Below are 20,370 nucleotides of genomic sequence, written 5' to 3'. Positions count from 1 at the left end.
CGCCAGTCTAGTATTTGTTAGACCGGTTTGTCGCGTTCAAAGGGAATAGTGTCTCGTTCAACCATTTATTTTTAATGTTAGATTCTGATAAGTTAGTCTTTACCATAGATTTTCGCTGCAGGCGTCGACTCCTACCGGATAAGTGAGCATAATGAGACTTCTCAGGCGTCCGCCTAAGCGGCGGTGAAGGCTCATCGCCGCTTACCCGGTGGAAAGCGTACGACTGCAGCGAAAATCTTAGCGGTCACTGTTTACGTCGCAGTATCCCTATATGACGTACAATATAAAGAATGTTATATCGAAAAAAATTACATGTCTAAATTTTTTAGTTTCCTAGGCCAATAAAAAAAACGCCCTGCTCTAGGGCGTTTTACACGAAAATTGAAATGATGAGTTCGATTATTACATTTCTATTATGCTTTTTAACTTATGTCTGACATTTTCTAATTCCGACTCCACTTCACTTGCCTTAGTGCTCAATTTTTCTAACACATCTTCGACTTGGTGCATGGTTTCATCCAGACGATCTTTTGACGTATTGATTTGCGAATGAATCATCCAATCCGTAAAAATGTTATCAAAGAAATAATCGGTGAATGTCATGAAATTACTTCGATCTACTTGAATGACTCCTGTGACAACGTTTTTCACATCCATCAATTCGGTTTCAAACCGACGAAGGGCCTTCTGTGCTAAGTGGATATAGTCTTGAGAACTGTTTAGACTACTATGCTTCATTGCTGTTACAAATATTCCGCCTCCAAGAAAGGTGTCCCAGGTAGACAACGCAGATGCTGAATCAAGTTCACTTTTTGCTTGTTCTAATGCGCTCAGGGCATCCTTCCCTGCTATCAATGCTTCTTCTATTTCTTTTTGCATCGACTCTAAATTAGCTCGGTTTTTATATAGGTTTTCTAACTCTTGTCGGTCATCGAGAGTGTTAGCGTAAAGCCACTGCTCCTTTTCTTGCATTAACGATGTCCAATGCTGATCTATTAAACTATAATCACCAGTTTCTATTTCCGATTTCACGATTTCAATATCGTTCTGGAGATCCTTTAATGTTTTTTCCGCCTCATTATATTTCAATTCAACTTCTGCTGCTTCTGCAATTTCTTTTTTGCGTTTTTCGTTCATCGTTCCCTTCCATTGGCTAACTAAATTGGATAAAGAGAACTTGTCTAATTTCAGTACATCTTTCTGCTCTTTTGTAAGTGCTTTTTCCAAATCTTTGCGAACGGCTTCTAATTCCAACCACTGTGTTTGGAGTGATGCCTGCTTTCTTTGCAGCCGATTACGCTCATTTTTCTTTACGATTAACTGCGCTTGTTGCTCTTGTAAGTGTTGCCACATTGAACATTCCTCCTTTCCTTATGTACGAATTCACAAGGATGGAAGTTTCACTTGTATTGATTCTCTATGTTTGACAAGATTTTATAAAGGGATGCCTGTATTTTTAGTCTGAGACCTTATTTCTCCCACATTTCAATCCATCTTCCATCTGGATCCGAAATCCAAACAAATGTACCATACTCACTTTTTTCTGGTTCTTTTAATAGTCGTACCCCAATTTTATGAAAATGCTCTATCCAAGCTTCTATATTTTCTACTTGAAAATTTAGCATCACAGATTGATTTTCTGGAAAATACTCACTGTCTTCTTTAAAGAAAGAAAAGATCGTTTCATTGTCGACATCTGGTTTGATAATAGTAGCATTCCAATCTCCCATCGAAATTCCTAGCGTCTCTTCATACCATTTTTTTAAGGAATCAACATCTTTCGATCTCCAAAAAACTCCACCAAAACCTTTGATTTTCATTATACTGACCTCCAAATAATATTATTTAATAAATTTTATTGCAAAACAATCCTATTTCGTTACTTCTATATGTTCAAAACAAATACATTTTTTAAAAAGAGATGATTTATTTGTTCGCTAATTGTAGATAAACTAATGAAAAAATAATATGTTTCAGAAAGGTTGTTTATGGAAAAATAAAGCTATAGGGAATGTATATCTAGTTTTAACGCATACTTATTATATCGTTTTAACTGGTCCAAAATTTAAGTGAAAGAGAGGAGTTCCAGATGAGCTTAACTCCTAAGCAAAGAATTGAGTTACATGGATTTAATAACCTTACAAAGACTTTAAGTTTTAATATGTATGATATTTGCTACACAAGAACAAAAGAAGAACGAGAGGCATATATTGACTATATCGATGAACAATATAATGCGGATCGTTTGACTAAAATATTAAGTAAAGTGTCGGATATTATTGAGGCAAATATTTTAAATATCGCGAAGCAAGATTATGAACCACAAGGAGCAAGTGTTACCATTTTAGTTTCCGAAGGACCTGTTGATGATTCTCCAGTGGATTCTTTTAAGGAATCCCCAGGACCGCTACCTGAAGCAGTAGTCGGTCATCTAGATAAAAGTCATATAACTGTTCATACTTATCCTGAGTATCATCCGGATGAGGGGATTAGTACATTCCGAGCGGATATTGATATTTCCACTTGTGGAGAAATTTCTCCTTTGAAAGCGTTGAATTATTTGATTCATTCATTTGAGACAGATGTAATGGTAATGGATTATCGCGTACGCGGCTTTACAAGAGATGTAACTGGTCATAAATTATTTATCGATCATGACATTAATTCTATCCAAAACTATATACCCCTTGATATACAAGAATATTATCAAATGATTGACGTTAATGTCTATCAGGAAAATATTTTTCATACGAAATGTAAACTCAAGAAATTTGATATAAATAACTACTTATTCGGCTACACAGAAGACGAGTTAACGGATGAAGAAATAATATCCATTACGAAGAAGTTAAAAACAGAAATGGATGAGATTTTTTACGCTAAAAACATGGCAAGAAAAGAATGAAGTATTAGGACCAAATTTTTGGTCCTTTTTATAGCGGAACAAGACAAAGACACACTCAGAAGAAAAGTGTGTCCATCATTGTTAAAATAATTCACGTGCAAGCAATCGGTACACATCTAACCGTTTCTGTTGGGAGTGTGGAATGCTACAGATCATCGCTTCCTCAAACCCGTACTGTTTCTGCTCCTCTTGTAAAATCGATGCAACTTCTTTTGCTGTTCCAACTAAATGGATTTTGCGATTTTGCTGAATAGCCATGCGATCCATTTCGGTTAAAGGATAATTTTGTGCTTCTTCTGGCGTTAATGTTTGACGTATTTGGCCTCTCATTAGCGATAATCTAGAAATATCTTGTGGAAGTGCTTCATACTCCGCTTCTTCCTTCGTTTCAGCAACTGTTACCATATACGTTACGTTGATTTCTGGCTTTACCATCAGTGCAGAAGGTTGAAAATTACGTCGGTAAGTATCAAAAATTTCTTTTGTCATGCCGCCTTGGAAAAATTGCGCAAAAGAATAACCTACTCCTAGCCGTCCCGCTTGCATCGCACTATTTCCAGTAGATCCGAGTAGCCAAGCTTCCGGTAGAACGACATTCGACGGAGTGGCAATTGTTCGATTATATAAGCTATCTTCTGGCATCTCATCATTTAGTAATTGCAATGTAGTCTTTAATTTTTCGTACATATTATCTAACATCGGCTGGCGTCCTTCAGAAAGTGCATACATTGCATAATTATCTCCACCTGGAGCACGTCCTACACCGAAATCGATACGACCCGGTGAAAATGCACTTAATGTTTTAAACACTTCGGCAAGTTTTAGTGGCGAATAATGCATCATCATTACCCCACCAGTCCCGATACGAATATTGTTCGTTTTCGCTGCTAAATGCGCAGCAATAACTTCTGGAGCTGAGCTAGCAATCGTCCCAGTACCATGATGCTCCGCCATCCACATACGGTGATAGCCCAGTTTATCTGCCAAAATTGCAAGTTCCTCTGCTTTTTTTAACGCATCTACGGCAGTATTTCCAACTGTGATAGGCGCTTGATCTAGAACACTTAATTTCATTCGTTATCTTCCCTTCTTACTTATGTAAAGTAGCAACAAATTTTTCTCTTTGTTAAATTGTATTCCTTCCCAATTGGAAGGTAAACAAAAGTGACTTTCTAACTCTATTCTTATAAATAAGTTTACATAAAGAAAAAGGAGGTACATAGAAAATAAGAACATCAAACTTTGGAAAATGAAAAAGGAGGAATTTACGATGAAAAGAAAATTGATAGCTTTACCATTCGCCTTATCTACTGCCTTATTATTAGGTGCTTGCAGCGATAGTGATGATGATTTAGATGATATTGAAGTAAATGACCCATTATTAGAAGATGATGGTCAAAATGACGTTGGCGTTCCCGATGGTGAAAATGAGGAAGAAACGAATAAATATGGAGAGTCGAGTGAAAACTCTACACCCTAAACACTTATTCCTTCAAAAGCACACTTTCCACTTTATTAAAAGTGTTAGTGTGCTTTATTTATTCCCATGAATCAAAGAAACTAATTAGTTATACACCAATTGGTTTCTTACCATAATTTTAAACTCTACCTTGTATTTCTTACTGTTAAGTGCGCTTGACTTCATCTCAATTTTTCTCTTTTCTTATGTATATACAAACTTGGCTACTTTATTAAAATGTATCGGTTTAAAAATAGAAAGTAAACAAAAGAGACTCCAAATCGGAAAACGTCGATTGAAAGTCTCTTTTGAAAAATCTTTAAATAGCTATTAAATTACTGTAGCTAATTCCACAGCCTCTACTACTAGAGGTGTTCCAGCAGTGATAGTTCCAGTTACTGTATTGAAGGTCAATTCAGTAGCAGAAATTGTATAGGAACCTCCTTCTTGTAGTACACCATTCAAGTAAAGATTATAGTAGCCATTCGCCACTACTGGAAAAGCTGTTGCAGCTACTCCACTGTCATCTAGAAAAGCTGTTGCAGCGACAGTAGTACCATCCGTAACAACTAAAGGTGCTGCCAATACATTAAAAAATCTTGTTGAAGTACTTGATACATTTACATTAATATTAATAAGTGATAATGCCATTTGATTCACCTCCATTCTCTTACTCTATAGTTAATGCAAAGATTCATAAGATAGTAGGGCTGACCACATAATAAATCTAAACAAATTTTATAATAGAATCTTCGCGGAAGCCCTATGACTCCATGGCAATAGGGGCAGCTATAATAAATTATAATAATAGGTTATCTGGTTGTGTTTACATAGGAAGAATTTCGTTCGAATAGAAATCAAAAAAAAGCTGACAGATTAATTACTTCTGTCAGCTTTAGAATTATTTATTTTAATATGGTAAACTCATTAAAATTACTACCATAAATCTACACAATCCAGCTCGCTTTAAAACCTACCTTGTATTTTAAATACAATTTCTGCAAACAATGTAGCGAATAGGAAAGTTCCAGTGTAGACAACTAATGAGATAACAACAATTCTCCAACCTAGCTTTTTGAAACTTTCTATGTCTTTACCGAGAGAAAGGCCAGCATAAGCAAGGATTGGTGTAGCTAATGCCATAAAGTTAATATCCGCCGTTTTTGCCACAATCCATTCGTTTCCTGGGAAAATTGGAGTTGTCGCAATTAGCGCTATCAAGGAAATCCATACTACTGCAGGCATTTTAGGTAAGTACTTATTTAAAACTAAACCTATTATTGTAAATAATACGATAAGAATTATACCAGGAAGAGCTTTAATCGGAGATACACCATAGCCTACCCAGTTCCCAAGAATGGCAATGATTCCAATCAATGCTAATACTTTTGTTTTTTCAATCATTATTTTGCAGCCTCCTTACGTAAGCGGCCAATTTTAGGTTCAAGCCACTCGTAAAGTCGTGCTGTTACTGGAAGTGAGAAGAATACACATAAGTACGTTCCTAATATCGTAGAGATCAAGTTGGCTGCCGCCGCAAATAATGCAATATCCTCTGCATCGTTTGGAAATGTGACAGCAAGTGCTCCAGAAGCAGCCGCCATCATACTACCGGAACCGACCCCAGCTCCCATTGCCAATGAAATTGGATGGAAAATGCCGAGACTTCCTAAAAACCCTGCTAAAATAGCTAAATAGATAGCTCCAAATACAGTCCCGCATATGTAGACACCTAATGCCCCTCTTCCTTCTGGTGAATCTGCTCCATATTTCTCAGAAATAATGGCTAAATTCGGCTCCCGATCTATCGAGAAAGTTGCACCAATTGCTTCTCTTTTCATACCAATAAGTAATGCTATTGGTAATCCAATAATAATCGTTCCTAAGACATGTCCGACTTCTTGCACAGCTAATGACACTCCAGCATCGAAAATTTTAGGCAATGATGGTCCTAACATCGACCCGAGTTTAGCTACAAATAACAAAAAAGATATTCCCAGTATTCCTGCTGCACGCTTCATCTGAGTCTCATTCATTAGTTTCAACTTAGGAAAACTAACGATTCCACCCATTATCAAAACATATAACATCGGGAACAAAGCAACTGTACCGACTCCTAAATTGAACTGTTTAACACCTATTGCTTCACCTATCAACACAAAGAATAAAACGATAATATGAAGTTTCCAATCTTTCAGCAATGATATCTCCTCCTCGAAAGTGCATTCCCTATTTTTTCATGCACCACAATTTTTCTACAATTTGAAAACTTCTTATCGATAATATAGTTATTTTACATCTACCTCCCCATGCTGCCTATAACTCTCAAAATCACTTTGTCGTTGATGAAAATGGAGACAGATTTTAATGAATATTAAAAAAAATCCTTCTTGAAGAATGTCTAGTATACAAACATTTTTATAGGAAGATTTTCTTTTCATTATAGAATAATACCATCTAGCCCTCATCGTATAAAGCATTTTTTAAATCTTCCTTAATTATATAGGCCAATCTGAATAAGTAGCTTCATTTGTAGCTCATTAAAATAACTTGTTTAGTGGACTTTTTACATATAATAGAAAAAACTCAAAACTGTAGTGAGAACAATTTTGAGTTATTTTCATGAGATTATCTTTCATTCATTATTATTCTACTACCTTAATATGGTCCCCAATTGATTGAAACCCCAATGATTAGTGTAATGACAGCGATAACCATCCAAATAAGGAACAATGGGAACATCCATTTAAACCACTTTGTATACGGGATTCCAGCAATCGCAAGACTTGCCATTAATGTTCCCGACGTTGGAATGATACTATTCGTAAACCCGTCTCCGAACAAATAAGTTTGAACTGCAACCTGTCTTGTAACTCCTAGCATATCGGCTAAAGGAGTAATGATCGGCATAATAAGTACAGCTTGTCCGCTCCCAGATGGTACGACAATACTAATAATCGTATTTGCAACAAACATAGCCATTGTAGCCATTATTGGCGATAGACCAGTAAATAGATTTGATAAAGCATACACAATCGTATCTAATACTTGCCCTTGTTCCAATACGACTAATATTGCACGTGCTGCACCTACAATGAGTGCTCCGTAAAGTAATTTTTCAGCACCTCTCATAAAATGAACGATAAACTGATTGTAGTGAATTTTTCCGATTACTCCAACCAAAATTGCAACGCCCAAGAAGTAAGCAGACATATGATCAAGTGTCCATTTGTACTGTATCGTTCCAAAAACCATAAAAGCAAAGGCAAGCCCTACAAAAATCAGTATGCCCTTATGCTTATTCGTAAATTCAGTATGAAGTTCACTTTCATCTTGGTCCTCGTCATCTAAAAATGCACTTGAAAGGATGCTATTATTAGGATCCTTCAATACTTTTTTTGCATAGCGCCATGTATACCAAATCGTAATCGAAACAATTACCACAAATACAATAACACGGAAGAGTAGCCCAGAAAATAGTGGCAATTCAGCGATTTTATGCGCTATCCCAACTGAATATGGGTTGATGAACCCAACATTAAACCCTGCGAAGGTAGCTCCAAATGTAATCGCAACCGCAATAATCGGATCCAGTCGTAATGCTTTGGAAATAATGAGTCCAATGGAAACAAAAGCGATGACCGAGTTAGCGACAGCACCTATCGCACCTCCTAAAGCGAAAAGAATCGTAATAACAGCTATTAAAATAAATTCATTCCCTCTTGTTTTATCTATCGCCTTCATTACCGCTGCTTTAATAGACCCCGTCGATTCAATGACTTCCATTAATCCACCGATAAATAACACGAGGAAAATGATACTACCAGATTCCACCATTCCTTTTTGTAGGGATAGGAGAATATCCATCACTCCGACCCCACTACTCTCCACACTTTCGTAAGTCCCAGGCACGACCATCGTTAACCCATCTTTTTCAATTCTTTCAAACTGTCCTGCTGGAACTAGATAAGTAGCTATTGCAGCGACTAATAGTATTCCAAATAGTAAGACATAGGTATCTGGCATTTTCAAGGAAAATCGTTTTTCTTTTTTTGTTTTAGTTTCCATAAGCTCCTCCTTCTGTAAAAAGCAAACTATCCCTCATAGACACATTAATCTAAAAGTTTAAAGGTTGCATGAACAAACATATTTATTCCGTTCGATAAAGCGTTTTCATCAATGTCGAATCGAGGATGATGATGTGGATAGTCCGTTCCTTTTTCCTTATTACCTGACCCTGTGAAGAAGTATGTACCAGGTGCCTTTTGTAGGAAAGCAGAGAAATCTTCTGCACCCATATTAGGTTTCACTAAAACTAACGCTTCTTCTCCCCATTGTTCACGCACTGTTTCTTCGATTATTTGCGTTACTTCATAATCGTTAACGACAGGTGCAGGACCTTCCATATACTCAAAGTGATAAGTTGCACCATGAGCTTCCGTTATTCCTTTTACCACTCGTTCCATTAATTCCGTCACAACCGGTCGAAGTTCGGTACTAAAAAGACGAACTGTTCCCGCAATTTCCACGGATCCTGAAATAATGTTCATGGCCGTACCACCTGCAAATTTCGTTATGGAAAGGACTAGCGTATCTAACGGGTCCACATTTCGAGAAACAATATGCTGTAAGTTACTAACCACTTGTGCCCCAATCGCTATAGCATCGACCGTTTGATGTGGAAGCCCTGCATGACCTCCCTGTCCATTAATCGTAATAGTAAACGTGTCAGGCGACGCCATTACAGGACCTGCTGCAACACCGATTTTTCCTGTTTCTAGAGGTGACCAAAGATGGGCTCCAATGACCATATCCACTCCATCCATAACACCCGCCTGCACCATTTCCTCTGCACCACCAGGGGCTAACTCTTCCGCATGCTGAAATAAAAAACGGACCTCGCCTTTTAATTGATCTTGTAATGTAGAAAGAATCTTGGCTGTTCCTAGCAAGATTGCCGTATGACCATCATGACCACAAGCATGCATAACACCTGGATTTTGGGAAGAAAATGAAAGGGAAGTTTCTTCTTTAATCGGCAAGGCATCAATATCCGCACGAATTGCTAGCACTTTACCCGGCCGCTTCCCAATCAAACGCGCCATCACACTTGTTTTCGTAGGACGGGAAATTTCTAGATTGTCGAAAGTCTGTAGCGTTTCATAAATAAAACGAGCTGTCCTCTCCTCTTGAAATGACAATTCGGGATATGTATGAAGATATCTTCTCCAAGTGATAACATCGTCCTGAATCGCTTCAATCAAATCACTAAATGTAGTATTATTCATCTCTCTTCTCCTCGTAATCTATGTATATACTCTTTTGCGAGAGCTTAGATTCATTTTAGGTTCATTTACGGCTATGACCAAAATTATATATTAATTACAACATTTTAATCAAGTCCTAATTTTCTAAAATCGAAAAAAAATAAAAAGACAAGTCCTCAAAGGATCTTGTCATAATATAATTTGAAAAACTTTTCTTGGCCTTCCTCTTGGATGAGGGCTTTCTTCTCCTACTACTTGCGCCAATCCTTTTGACTCTAACTCCGTCAAAATTCTACGGGCACTTCTTGGCATAATACTCATTTGTTGGGCTAGATCATGCGCATTGATTTCCGTTTTCCCCATTTTTCTTAAAATCGATTCCAGTTTACTTAAAGTAGCAATACTAAGTGATGTTTGCTCACTTAGCGACTGGAGATGCTCCGGGGCATATCCATATGTAATTTGCTCAGGCTGTCCTAATGGACCGACAATCGTTTTATCGTCAAAGACAACCATCGACGATCCTTTGTGAAATTCTTTTGCATGCAGCAAGGCGGTCCCAGCATTTATTTCGGCATCATAGACAGTTTGTCCAATTCCAATACCGCATGTGACTGCATCACTACTCGTCAACTGAAGGATTGCGAAATCTGGAACGATGGTAAAATCTTTCGTCATTTCTCGAAGAAGTCCATGCGTCGTAAATATGACAAACCGGCCAGGGCCTGCTGATTTAAGCGAACCATTTATTTTTTTCGTATATTCTAGTAGCTTTTCCGTCATTTTGATTTCGATTTTATAAATTTCATCTGTGCTAAAGGTATCTTTCGTTAAACTAGAAAAGGAATCGAATTCAATCATCTGTACCGCAATTTGGGTATCTTTAAAATGCATCGTCTCATTCGTTTGAAGAATAAGGGCTAAAGTTGAAACGATGGCTGATTGAGTGGGAAGAACGCGAAATGCAGGAACGCCAAGTTTATTAAGCTCATGTTGAGCATTTTTAAGACAAGTGACTGCTGCTAAAGTCTTTCCTGTTTTCCAAAGTTCATAGTGGTAGCGCACTATTTCATCCGTAGGGACCTCTCCTTCATAATGTTTTAAATACTTAGGTTTAACAGCTATGTTGGATTCTTTAAACGCTCGTTCTAGTTCAGCAGGATGGAACATATCGAAACTTATCTGATCGAATGGTATTTTCTGATTATAGGATATTTGCAATAACGTTTTATACAAGCTAGAGCCGGAAGATGGTACGTAAAACATTGGTTGCGTAATTCCCGCCCATTTCTTTGCAAATCCATACGGAATCTGTCCAGAAAAAAGCCACATATCTACCTCATTCATGTACGTTGTCAATTTTTCTACTATCTCTTCATCGCGCCAGTAGGAAATAGAAATATAGCTGAATTCAGGGTATTTCATCACTACTGATTCCATTATTTCGATAGAATCTTCCGCACCAAACAAGCCCAATCGAATTTTCTTCAATTTTCTAATCTACCTCTCTTTTTGGAGTTATTAGTTTATATTCACTATTATTCTAACACATTCCCGAAAGAAGACTTTCCTTTCGAGCATGTTAAAGGCAAGTCCAACAATTGTAGGTTGGTATCCATATTAAATAAAAGTTCGGCAACTATCACTGGAGTGTTATTTGTGTAAGAATAGCATCCTTTCAACTTGATATTGAGATTTACCTGTATTTTTTTATTGCAATAAAAGAAACCAATCAACAGATATTGATTGGTTTCCAATGTTACTAACAATAAAATCTAAGCAATTAATAATCATCTATAGCGAATTAAAATCTACCTTGTAGTTTAAAAACAATTTCAGCAAATAATGTAGCGAATAAAAACGTCCCTGTGTAGACTACTAATGAAACTACAACAATTCTCCAACCTAACTTTTTAAAACTTTCTAAATCTTTCCCGAGAGATAACCCGGCATATGCTAGGATTGGTGTCGCTAATGCCATAAAATTAATTTTTCCTGTTTTTTCAACAATCCATTCGTTACCAGGGAAAATTGGAGTAGTCGCGATTAAAGCAATTAACGAAATCCACACAACAGCTGGCATTTTAGGAATAAGAGTATTTAAGCCTAAACCGATTATTGTAAATAATACGATAAGAATTATACCAGGAAGTGCTACAATTGGAGACACGTCGTACCCTACCCAGTTTCCAACAATAGCAATAAAACCAATCAATGCTAATACTTTTGTTTTTTCAAGCATTATTTTTCAGCCTCCTTACTTTTACGTCCGATTATAGGCTCGAGCCACTCATATAGACGCGCAGTCACAGGTAGCGAGAAGAATACGCAAATATAAGTTCCTAAAATAGTCGTTATCAAGTTGGCCGCTGCTGCAAATAATGCTATATCGTCAGCATCATTTGGAAATGTTACAGCCAATGCGCCTGATGCTGCTGCCATCATGCTTCCAGAACCTACCCCAGCTCCCATGGCCAATGAAATCGGATGAAAAATACCAAGACTTCCCAAAAAACCTGCAAGTAAAGCTAAATAGATTGCGCCAAAAACTGTCCCGCAGATGTAGACACCTAATGCTCCTCTTCCTTCTGGAGAATCCGCTCCATACTTTTCTGAAATAATGGCTAAGTTTGGTTCCCTATCAATTGAAAAAGTTGCACCAATTGATTCCCGTTTCATACCAAGAAGTAATGCGATTGGCAATCCAATAATAATTGTTCCAATGACATGTCCGATTTCTTGAACAGCTAATGATGCTCCTGCTTCAAAAATCTTTGGCAATGACGGACCCAACATGGAACCGAGTTTTGCAACAAACAGCATGAAGGATATCCCAAGTATTCCAGCTGCTTTCTTCATCTGCACTTCATTCATCCATTTTAGCTTTGGAAAACTTACAATTCCACCCATTAATAATACATAGAGCATTGGGAACAAAGCAACGGTACCTACACCTAAATTGAATTGTTTAACGCCAATTGCTTCCCCAATAAATACAAAGAACAAGACAATAATATGAAGCTTCCAATCTTTCCGCAATAATATCCCCCCAAAAAGTTAGTTTACTATTTTATGATTGCTTAATACTTCTAACATTTGGCCAACTGCACTCGTGTCTAAACTTCCCTTTCCTTGTATTTTTGCAATTTCAAAAAGTTGGTCCACAATAGGACTAACAAATATGGAAGCTTGTGCGTCTTTTGCTAATTCAGTAAACAAGCGTACATCTTTAGCCATATGGCTGAGTAGAAAATTCACATTTTCATGTGTGTCATTTATTAGATTTGGTCCGAAGACAGAAAGAACTTTACTCTGAGCTGAACCAATCGACATTACTTCCGCAATTATTTTTGCATCTACACCTGCCTTAGTTCCTGCCACCAACGTTTCGCTAAGCAATACCATAATTCCAGCAACCACCATATTATTGCAAAGCTTTACAACCTGTCCTGAACCAACAGGACCAATATATCTTATTTCCTTCCCTATAACACTTAAGATTGGCTGAATTGTTTCGAATTTTTCTCTTTCTCCACCTACCATTATCGTCAATGTACCATTTTCAGCTCCAACCGGCCCATTACTAACTGGGCAATCGAAAAAATATACCCCGGCTTCTTTAGCATACTGCGCCAATTTTTTCGTAATGTTTACATCTGTTGTACTCATGTCCAGTATATAAGTTCCTTTTTCTAAATGAGCAAGGATACCACCTTCCCCTACAATAGCGTCTTCCACTAGTTCCGTCAGTGGCAAGGATAGCATGATGACTTCTAGTGTTGATGCTACAGACTCCATTGAAGAAACAGGAATGGCACCGAGTTCCCTCATGGAATCCTGCTTGTTTGGATCCGGATCGAAAGTCCATACTTGATGATGATTTTTCAATAAGTTTTTTACAATACCTGCTCCCATTGCCCCGCAACCTATCATTCCTATTTTCACCTAGACTCCTCCTATCACGGTTTCATGTAAACTGTTTTGATATCCGTCCAAAAATCTAATGCAGCACTCCCTTGTTCTCTTGGTCCGATACTAGATTCCTTCTTTCCACCGAAAGGAAAATGGTTTTCAAAATAAGTAGATGGAAGATTTACATGTGTCACACCCGATTGTACATTTCGAACAAAATGGAATGCTTTCTCCAAGTCCTTCGTATAAATCGTTGAAGATAAACCAAATTCTATATGATTAGCCATTGCAAGAGCTTCCTCATAATCATCTACTTCAAACACCCCAATAACAGGCCCAAATATTTCTTCTTTTGCAATTGTCATGTCCGTCCGAACTCCGCTAAAAACAGTAGGTGCCACAAAATATCCATTTTTCAAATCACCCTTTGTTAAGCGTTTTCCACCTGTCTCTAACGTTGCTCCCTCATCTATCGCACTTTGTACATAATGTAAATAAGTGTTTAACTGATTTTCATCAATTACTGCTCCATTCGTTGCTTCCTCACTTTGTCCGTCTTGGATTACGAGAGATTCTGCTTTTGCAACAAGGCGATGAATTACTTCTCGATAAATAGGTTTTGGAACGATTAGTCTACTAGTACCTGTACAACGCTGCCCATTATCAAAAAAACCACTCGTTATAATGCTTTCAATCGCTAAATCCAAATCGGCATCTTCTAGAATAATCGCAGGGTTCTTACCGCCCATTTCTGCTTGCATTTTACCTCCGTGTTGCGTCACTGCTTTTCCTAAAGCTACCCCGACTTCTGTAGAACCTGTAAATGATACCGCTTTCAATTCTTTATTTTCACCAAATTCTTTTCCAATAACTGCTCCGGAACCAGTAACCATATTCACAACTCCAGCAGGTACACCAGCCTTTTCAAATAACTCCATTATTTTCACACTGATAAGTGAAGTTGTACTAGCTGGCTTGAATACCACTGTATTTCCAGCAATAATAGCAGGTGCAATTTTCCATATTCCAATTCCTAACGGAAAATTGTACGGTGCAATAACACCAACAACTCCTAACGGTTCCCGAACGGTGTAAGCAAATATTTCATCATTATATGAAGGCAATGTTTCACCTGCTAGACGTGTGGCTTCTCCACTAAATTGCTTCATTGCTTGAATAGTCTTCAAGACTTCGCCTCTAGATTCACGGATTGCTTTACCAACTTCTTTTGTGAGAATCAACGCCAACTCTTCCTTATGTTCTTCTAATAGATTAATTAACTTGAAAATGACATCTCCTCGAGTAGGTGCTGAAACTTTTGACCATTTTGGAAAAGCTTCTTTTGCAGCAGCAATTGCCAACCGTACATCTTCAACTGATGACTTCTGAAATCTCCCCAAAACTTGATTGGTATTAGCTGGGTTAATGCTTTCATATAGTTCATTCGTTTTAGACGTTACCCATTCCCCATTAATATAGTTTTGGTATACAGGTACTTCCAATTTAGGCTCTCCTGTTTGATTGACTGATGTCGATACCATTGTACTCACTCCTTAGTAGTTTGTTTATTCACACTAATTATAATAGTTTAACTACTGTAATTAGTATGTGTGGAAGAACAAATAGAAGTGAAATTACTTGGGGTTTATAACAAACTCTCTTGCAAATAATCAAGCATTTCAAACGAAGTCATAATTGCTAATAAATCTTTTTTAATGCGCAAATCAATTGATAACTCTTCTTCAATTTTCTTCAAGCGATAAGTTAATGTATTCGGATGAATCATTAATTCCTGTGCAGTTTCTTTGTGTTTTCCATTCAGTTCAACATATTTCCTTAGTGTAAGATAATCGGGATTTTCTTTATTAATTAATTTTCCCAGATGATCTTGGACATATTTTCTCAACACCTTTTGGTCAAGACCATGCCATAACCGTTCAAACCCTAAATCTTCAAATCTTACAATAGGTTCTGCAATTTTTCTTTTAGCTATTTGCAATGATTCTTTTGCTTCAAGATACGTTTCAGACAACGCTTGGACAGTTACAGTCCGACCTACACCCACGATCACATCTAAATCATCCAAAAATACCTTTTCAACTATACCTTTCAGTTTATTAAAGGTAACAGAAGTGAACTGAGGGAACAGTGTAATTATCTCAAATCCACGACAAAACAATAAAACATTGTCTTGGATTGTCCTTAATTCCCTCTCTAAGTTTCGTAAAAACCTCTCTTTAGAAATGAAAGAATCCATACTCCAAAGTGGTTTGACCCTACCATCTATAAGTACACAAGTAATAGAGGAATAACTAGAAATCTCTTGAATTTTTTCATATCCTGATAAATTCTTTATATTCACCCCATCGAGTAACTGTAAAAAAAGATCTTCCTTTAAGTGTATCTCTCTTTCAAATAGATTGTTTTGTTTAATAAGCTCAATTACAATGGATGTTGCTGCTTGCTCGATGGCTACCTTTTCAAGTCTAGAAAAATGGTCAACGGGCAGTTTAAAAAGTAGATAACCTAGTATTTCTTGAGATGAAATGATCGGAAACGATCTAGATAGATCTGTATATGTCTCAGAGTAGCTCACGTCATGTTTCAAAATTCGTGCTAATACTTGAACAATTTGTGGAATACCCCTTCCCTCTATTAAAATTTTGGAGAAACGGTTGTGAACCTCCTGAGCATAGACCAAATCATTATTTCGATATTGAAGCTCTTCATAAAATCGACTATTAGACAATGCAATAGCTGCTTGATTCGCTAAAATTTCAATGATTCGTGTTTCTTGTTCCGTAAAAACCCCACTATCATCTTCGAAATTGTCAACAACAATAACGCCTATACACGTATCTTTATAAATAAGCGGGGCAGAAATAACGCTTTTTATTTTTTTGAAGTTAACTGCTTTCTTAAAGTGTTCCATATTTTCATACTCCATGTTCTTCATCAATTCTATGGATTTATCACCAGAAATATTATAGATTTTTCTTTCTTGAAAAACTCGACCAGTTATTGATTCACCTGGTTTAATTCGAATTTTCTTTGCCGATTCACTCCCTAATCCTATACCATCCGTAAAATGTAAATAGCCATCTTCCTTCCACTCATAAATAATGATTGTATCCGCACGTAGAACCAGATCAAGAGCGGCATTGACTAAGTTTCTTAAGACTTCTTTTACATCTAGACTTTGAGTAATCAAACGATTAATCTCAAACAATTTCAAACACTGTTCATAAGTTAACCCATGCATTATGGAGACCCCCTTAATCACTTGTATGGCAAATTCAACTTCAATAAATGGGAACATTCTTAATACTCATTATACAATGATAAAATGATATAACATCAGTCCCATTCTTTTATGAAAGTGCAAATCAAATCATTTAAAAGTATTATCCCTTCGATCCTGAACCATCAACTTCCAATATTTTGATAGTCTATTTTCAAATTCAGATATAAAAAAAACTCAAAACCGTTGTTAAAACGATTTTGAGTCACTTTTCATTAATAAATAGATGTATTCTCTTTTGTTATATTCTCCAAAATTTCTTTCACCCGTGCTAGGAAACGACCAGCAACTAAACCGTCAAGTACACGGTGGTCTAGTGATAGACATAGGTTTACCATATCACGAGCAGCAATCATTCCACCATCCATAATTACTGGACGTTTTACGATGGATTCAACTTGAAGAATCGCTGCTTGTGGGTAGTTGATAATTCCCATTGACTGAACCGAACCGAATGATCCTGTGTTGTTTACAGTGAAAGTACCACCTTGCATTTCGTCTGATTTTAACTTACCAGAACGAACTTTTGCGGCAAGTTCGTTTACTTCACGTCCGATGCCTTTAATCGTTTTCTCGTCAGCGTTTTTGATGACTGGAACGAATAGTGCATCTTCTGTCGCAACAGCGATGGAAATATTGATATCTTTTTTCTGTATGATTTTGTCACCAGCCCACATTGAATTCATCATTGGGAATTCTTTCAGTGCTTGGGCAACAGCTTTTACGAAAAATGCGAAGTACGTTAAGTTGAAGCCTTCTTTTGCTTTAAATTCCGTTTTGAGTGAATCACGATATTGTACTAAGCTTGTTACATCCACCTCAATCATCGTCCAAGCATGTGGAGCTTCATGTTTACTACGTAACATATTTGCTGCGATTGCTTTACGAACACCTGTTATTGGAATTTCAATATCTCCAACTGCCACAGGGACATTTACCGGAGCTGCTTTTGGTGCAGCTGTTATTTGGGCTTGTGGTGTCGCTTGGGCTTGCTCCACTTTTGGTTCTGCTTGTGTAGCTACTGGAATTTCTCCGCTTTCAATAATTTTCAGCAAATCTTTACGTGTAATTCGTCCTTCATTGCCAGTGCCATTCACTAACGTAAGATCAATTCCATGTTCTTGCGATAACTTAAGTACTGCTGGTGAGTAACGAGCTTTTGCTCCTTTTTCACGGTTGACTGGAGTAGTATGCTTTTGCACTTCTGTTGGTTTTACTGTTTCAGCAGTTGGCTGTTCTGGTGCAGCTTCCACTACTTCTTCTGTAGCCCCACCTTCTGTTTCAATCGTACAAACGACTTCTCCAACTGCAAGTGTGTCTCCTTCGTTTGCAATTAGTTCTTTAATAACACCAGTAAAAGAAGAAGGCACTTCAGCTGTTACTTTGTCTGTATTTACTTCCGCTAGAGCGTCGTACTTATTGACATGATCGCCTGGTTTTACTAACCATTTTTCGATCGTTCCTTCTGTAACACTTTCACCGAGTTGAGGCATTTTGATTTGTTCTAAAGCCATGTAAGTTCCTCCTTAATATTCCGCTAGTTCGCGCATCGCTTTTTCGACTTTGTCTGGATTGATCATAAAGAATTTTTCCATCGTTGGCGCATATGGCATAGCAGGAATATCTGGACCAGCAAGGCGCATAATTGGAGCATCTAGATCAAATAAGCAATTTTCTGCAATGATTGCAGCTACTTCCCCAATGATACTGCCCTCTTTGTTATCTTCAGTAACGAGCAGTACTTTTCCTGTTTTAGAAGCAGCTTCTATGATTGCTTCTTTATCTAAAGGATAAATAGTACGTAAATCAAGGATATGTGCGGAAATTCCGTCTTTTTCTAAACGTTCTGCCGCTTGCAATGCAAAGTGAACAGCAAGACCATACGTAATGACCGTAATATCTTCCCCTTCACGTTTTACATCTGCTTTTCCGATTTCAATTGTATAATCTTCTTCCGGAACTTCGCCTTTAATAAGGCGATATGCACGTTTATGCTCAAAGAACATCACTGGATCTTCATCGCGAATTGCCGCTTTTAATAATCCTTTCGCATCGTATGGAGTGGAAGGAATAACAATTTTCAATCCTGGTTGGTTAGCAAAAATGGCTTCCACTGATTGTGAGTGATACAGTGCACCGTGTATACCACCACCAAACGGAGCACGAATAACGATTGGACACGTCCAGTCATTGTTGGAACGGTAACGAATACGTGCCGCTTCGGAAATAATTTGGTTCACAGCAGGCATGATGAAATCTGCAAACTGCATTTCCGCAATTGGACGAAGACCGTACATTGCCGCACCAATACCTACACCAGCAATGGCTGACTCAGCAAGAGGTGTGTCTAAGACGCGGTATTCACCGAACTCATCATACAGACCATTCGTTGCTTTGAATACACCGCCTTTTCGACCTACGTCTTCTCCAAGAACGAATACGCGCTCATCGCGAGTCATTTCTTCTTTCATTGCAAGTGTGATTGCATCGATATAAGACATGATTGCCATTATGCGTTCCCCCCATCTTTTTCTGCATATACATATTTCAATGCATCTTCCGGAGCAGCATAAGGTGCGTTTTCTGCATAATCTGTTGCTTCGTTTACTTCTTTCATGATGCGGTCGTTAATCTCTTTCTCTTGTTCTATCGTTAAAATATCATTATCACGTAAATATTTTGCAAACGTAATAAGTGGATCTAGCGCTTTACCTTCTGCAATATCCTCTGCCGTACGGTACTGACGATCATCATCATCCGAAGAGTGCGCAGTTAAACGGTAGGTTACCGCTTCGATTAAGCTTGGACCTTCTCCAGTACGAGCGCGATCTGCCGCTTCTTTTACTACTTTATAAACAGCAATTGGATCTTTTCCATCCACCCTCACACCGGGCATACCATAACTAGATGCACGATCTGCAACGGTTTTACTTGCTACTTGGCGTTCAAATGGAACAGAAATTGCGTAGTTGTTGTTTTCAACCATTGTAATACATGGTAATTGGTGAACGCCCGCAAAGTTTAGCCCTTCGTGGAAATCACCTTGGTTAGAAGAACCTTCTCCTAAAGTTACAAACGTAATAAAATCTTTTTTCTCAATTTTTGCAGCAAGTGCTACTCCCACAGCATGTGGCAATTGAGTAGTAACCGGTGAAGAACCAGTCAAAATTCTATTTTTCTTTTGTCCAAAATGACCAGGCATTTGGCGACCGCCAGAGTTTGGATCTTCCGCTTTTGCAAAGGCAGATAGCATCAAATCTTTTGCAGTCATACCGAAATGTAAAACAACGCCCATATCACGGTAGTAAGGTGCGATATAATCCTTCGTATTGTCCAGTGCAAATGCTGCTCCTACTTGTGCTGCTTCTTGACCTTGACAAGATATAACGAAAGGAATTTTACCAGCGCGGTTTAATAACCACATACGTTCGTCAATACGACGTGCCATTAGCATCGTTTCGAACATTTTCAACACATCTTCATTTGTTAACCCTAATTCTGCGTGACGATTTGTTGTCATGTAGAA

19 protein-coding genes are annotated in these 20,370 nt (G+C 37.7%); 2 read left to right on the top strand and 17 right to left on the bottom strand.

All coding sequences use genetic code 11. From position 1 onward, the window contains the following. Positions 1 to 402: 402 nt before the first annotated feature. Both FG383_RS12280 and FG383_RS12275 read right to left on the bottom strand, forming a co-directional pair. Positions 403 to 1,353 carry a hypothetical protein gene (locus tag FG383_RS12280; RefSeq protein WP_142607681.1) on the bottom strand — a complete coding sequence of 317 codons (951 nt, stop codon included), beginning with the start codon at positions 1,351 to 1,353 and terminating at the stop codon, positions 403 to 405. Between the two features lie 116 nt (positions 1,354 to 1,469). Continuing rightward, positions 1,470 to 1,820, bottom strand: coding sequence for a VOC family protein (locus FG383_RS12275; RefSeq protein ID WP_142607680.1), 351 nt, complete (start codon positions 1,818 to 1,820; stop codon positions 1,470 to 1,472). A gap of 269 nt (positions 1,821 to 2,089) precedes the next feature. Between FG383_RS12275 and speD the strand changes: the two genes are divergently transcribed. Then, the gene (gene speD / locus FG383_RS12270) at positions 2,090 to 2,905 is read left to right on the top strand and encodes an adenosylmethionine decarboxylase (protein WP_142607679.1); all 816 of its coding nucleotides are present in this window, start codon (positions 2,090 to 2,092) and stop codon (positions 2,903 to 2,905) included. Between the two features lie 81 nt (positions 2,906 to 2,986). Here speD and FG383_RS12265 read toward each other — a convergent pair whose 3' ends face one another. After that, a complete protein-coding gene (locus FG383_RS12265) occupies positions 2,987 to 3,979 on the bottom strand; it encodes an LLM class flavin-dependent oxidoreductase (protein ID WP_142607678.1) in 993 nt (330 codons plus the stop codon). A gap of 196 nt (positions 3,980 to 4,175) precedes the next feature. Between FG383_RS12265 and FG383_RS12260 the strand changes: the two genes are divergently transcribed. Beyond that, positions 4,176 to 4,385 carry a hypothetical protein gene (locus FG383_RS12260; protein ID WP_142607677.1) on the top strand — a complete coding sequence of 70 codons (210 nt, stop codon included), beginning with the start codon at positions 4,176 to 4,178 and terminating at the stop codon, positions 4,383 to 4,385. A gap of 309 nt (positions 4,386 to 4,694) precedes the next feature. Here FG383_RS12260 and FG383_RS12255 read toward each other — a convergent pair whose 3' ends face one another. The 14 genes from FG383_RS12255 to FG383_RS12190 form a co-directional block, all read right to left on the bottom strand. Next, positions 4,695 to 5,015 carry a DUF4183 domain-containing protein gene (locus tag FG383_RS12255; RefSeq protein WP_142607676.1) on the bottom strand — a complete coding sequence of 107 codons (321 nt, stop codon included), beginning with the start codon at positions 5,013 to 5,015 and terminating at the stop codon, positions 4,695 to 4,697. A gap of 315 nt (positions 5,016 to 5,330) precedes the next feature. Further along, the gene (locus FG383_RS12250) at positions 5,331 to 5,768 is read right to left on the bottom strand and encodes a hypothetical protein (protein WP_142607675.1); all 438 of its coding nucleotides are present in this window, start codon (positions 5,766 to 5,768) and stop codon (positions 5,331 to 5,333) included. Next, positions 5,768 to 6,565: a DUF3100 domain-containing protein gene (locus FG383_RS12245; RefSeq protein ID WP_246096985.1), complete on the bottom strand. Its 798-nt coding sequence runs from the start codon at positions 6,563 to 6,565 to the stop codon at positions 5,768 to 5,770. Before FG383_RS12245 ends, FG383_RS12250 begins: the two co-directional genes overlap by 1 nt. Positions 6,566 to 7,022: 457 nt before the next feature. After that, entirely contained in the window at positions 7,023 to 8,432 is a 1,410-nt protein-coding gene (locus FG383_RS12240; RefSeq protein ID WP_142607673.1) for a YfcC family protein, read from the bottom strand. A gap of 44 nt (positions 8,433 to 8,476) precedes the next feature. Further along, positions 8,477 to 9,652, bottom strand: coding sequence for a M20 family metallopeptidase (locus tag FG383_RS12235; RefSeq protein WP_142607672.1), 1,176 nt, complete (start codon positions 9,650 to 9,652; stop codon positions 8,477 to 8,479). A gap of 168 nt (positions 9,653 to 9,820) precedes the next feature. Beyond that, a complete protein-coding gene (locus tag FG383_RS12230; protein ID WP_342782141.1) occupies positions 9,821 to 11,122 on the bottom strand; it encodes a helix-turn-helix domain-containing protein in 1,302 nt (433 codons plus the stop codon). 313 nt (positions 11,123 to 11,435) lie between these two features. After that, positions 11,436 to 11,873 (bottom strand): hypothetical protein, encoded by a 438-nt coding sequence (locus FG383_RS12225; RefSeq protein WP_142607671.1) that lies wholly within the window; start codon positions 11,871 to 11,873, stop codon positions 11,436 to 11,438. Next, complete coding sequence (locus tag FG383_RS12220) at positions 11,873 to 12,670, bottom strand: DUF3100 domain-containing protein (RefSeq protein ID WP_142607670.1); 798 nt, start codon at positions 12,668 to 12,670, stop codon at positions 11,873 to 11,875. Before FG383_RS12220 ends, FG383_RS12225 begins: the two co-directional genes overlap by 1 nt. 18 nt (positions 12,671 to 12,688) lie before the next feature. Beyond that, complete coding sequence (locus FG383_RS12215; protein WP_142607669.1) at positions 12,689 to 13,576, bottom strand: NAD(P)-dependent oxidoreductase; 888 nt, start codon at positions 13,574 to 13,576, stop codon at positions 12,689 to 12,691. Between the two features lie 14 nt (positions 13,577 to 13,590). Continuing rightward, the gene (locus FG383_RS12210) at positions 13,591 to 15,084 is read right to left on the bottom strand and encodes an aldehyde dehydrogenase family protein (RefSeq protein ID WP_142607668.1); all 1,494 of its coding nucleotides are present in this window, start codon (positions 15,082 to 15,084) and stop codon (positions 13,591 to 13,593) included. Between the two features lie 104 nt (positions 15,085 to 15,188). Next, complete coding sequence (locus FG383_RS12205) at positions 15,189 to 16,805, bottom strand: helix-turn-helix domain-containing protein (protein ID WP_185907928.1); 1,617 nt, start codon at positions 16,803 to 16,805, stop codon at positions 15,189 to 15,191. 254 nt (positions 16,806 to 17,059) lie between these two features. After that, complete coding sequence (locus FG383_RS12200) at positions 17,060 to 18,358, bottom strand: dihydrolipoamide acetyltransferase family protein (RefSeq protein WP_142607666.1); 1,299 nt, start codon at positions 18,356 to 18,358, stop codon at positions 17,060 to 17,062. A gap of 12 nt (positions 18,359 to 18,370) precedes the next feature. Next, a complete protein-coding gene (locus FG383_RS12195) occupies positions 18,371 to 19,354 on the bottom strand; it encodes an alpha-ketoacid dehydrogenase subunit beta (RefSeq protein WP_142607665.1) in 984 nt (327 codons plus the stop codon). After that, complete coding sequence (locus FG383_RS12190; RefSeq protein ID WP_142607664.1) at positions 19,354 to 20,364, bottom strand: thiamine pyrophosphate-dependent dehydrogenase E1 component subunit alpha; 1,011 nt, start codon at positions 20,362 to 20,364, stop codon at positions 19,354 to 19,356. Before FG383_RS12190 ends, FG383_RS12195 begins: the two co-directional genes overlap by 1 nt. Positions 20,365 to 20,370: the final 6 nt, after the last annotated feature.

Source organism: Psychrobacillus soli, assembly GCF_006861775.1.
GTDB classification, from domain to species: domain Bacteria; phylum Bacillota; class Bacilli; order Bacillales_A; family Planococcaceae; genus Psychrobacillus; species Psychrobacillus soli.
Note: the sequence above shows the minus strand (reverse complement) of the source record. Positions and strands in the feature narration are given on the sequence as shown.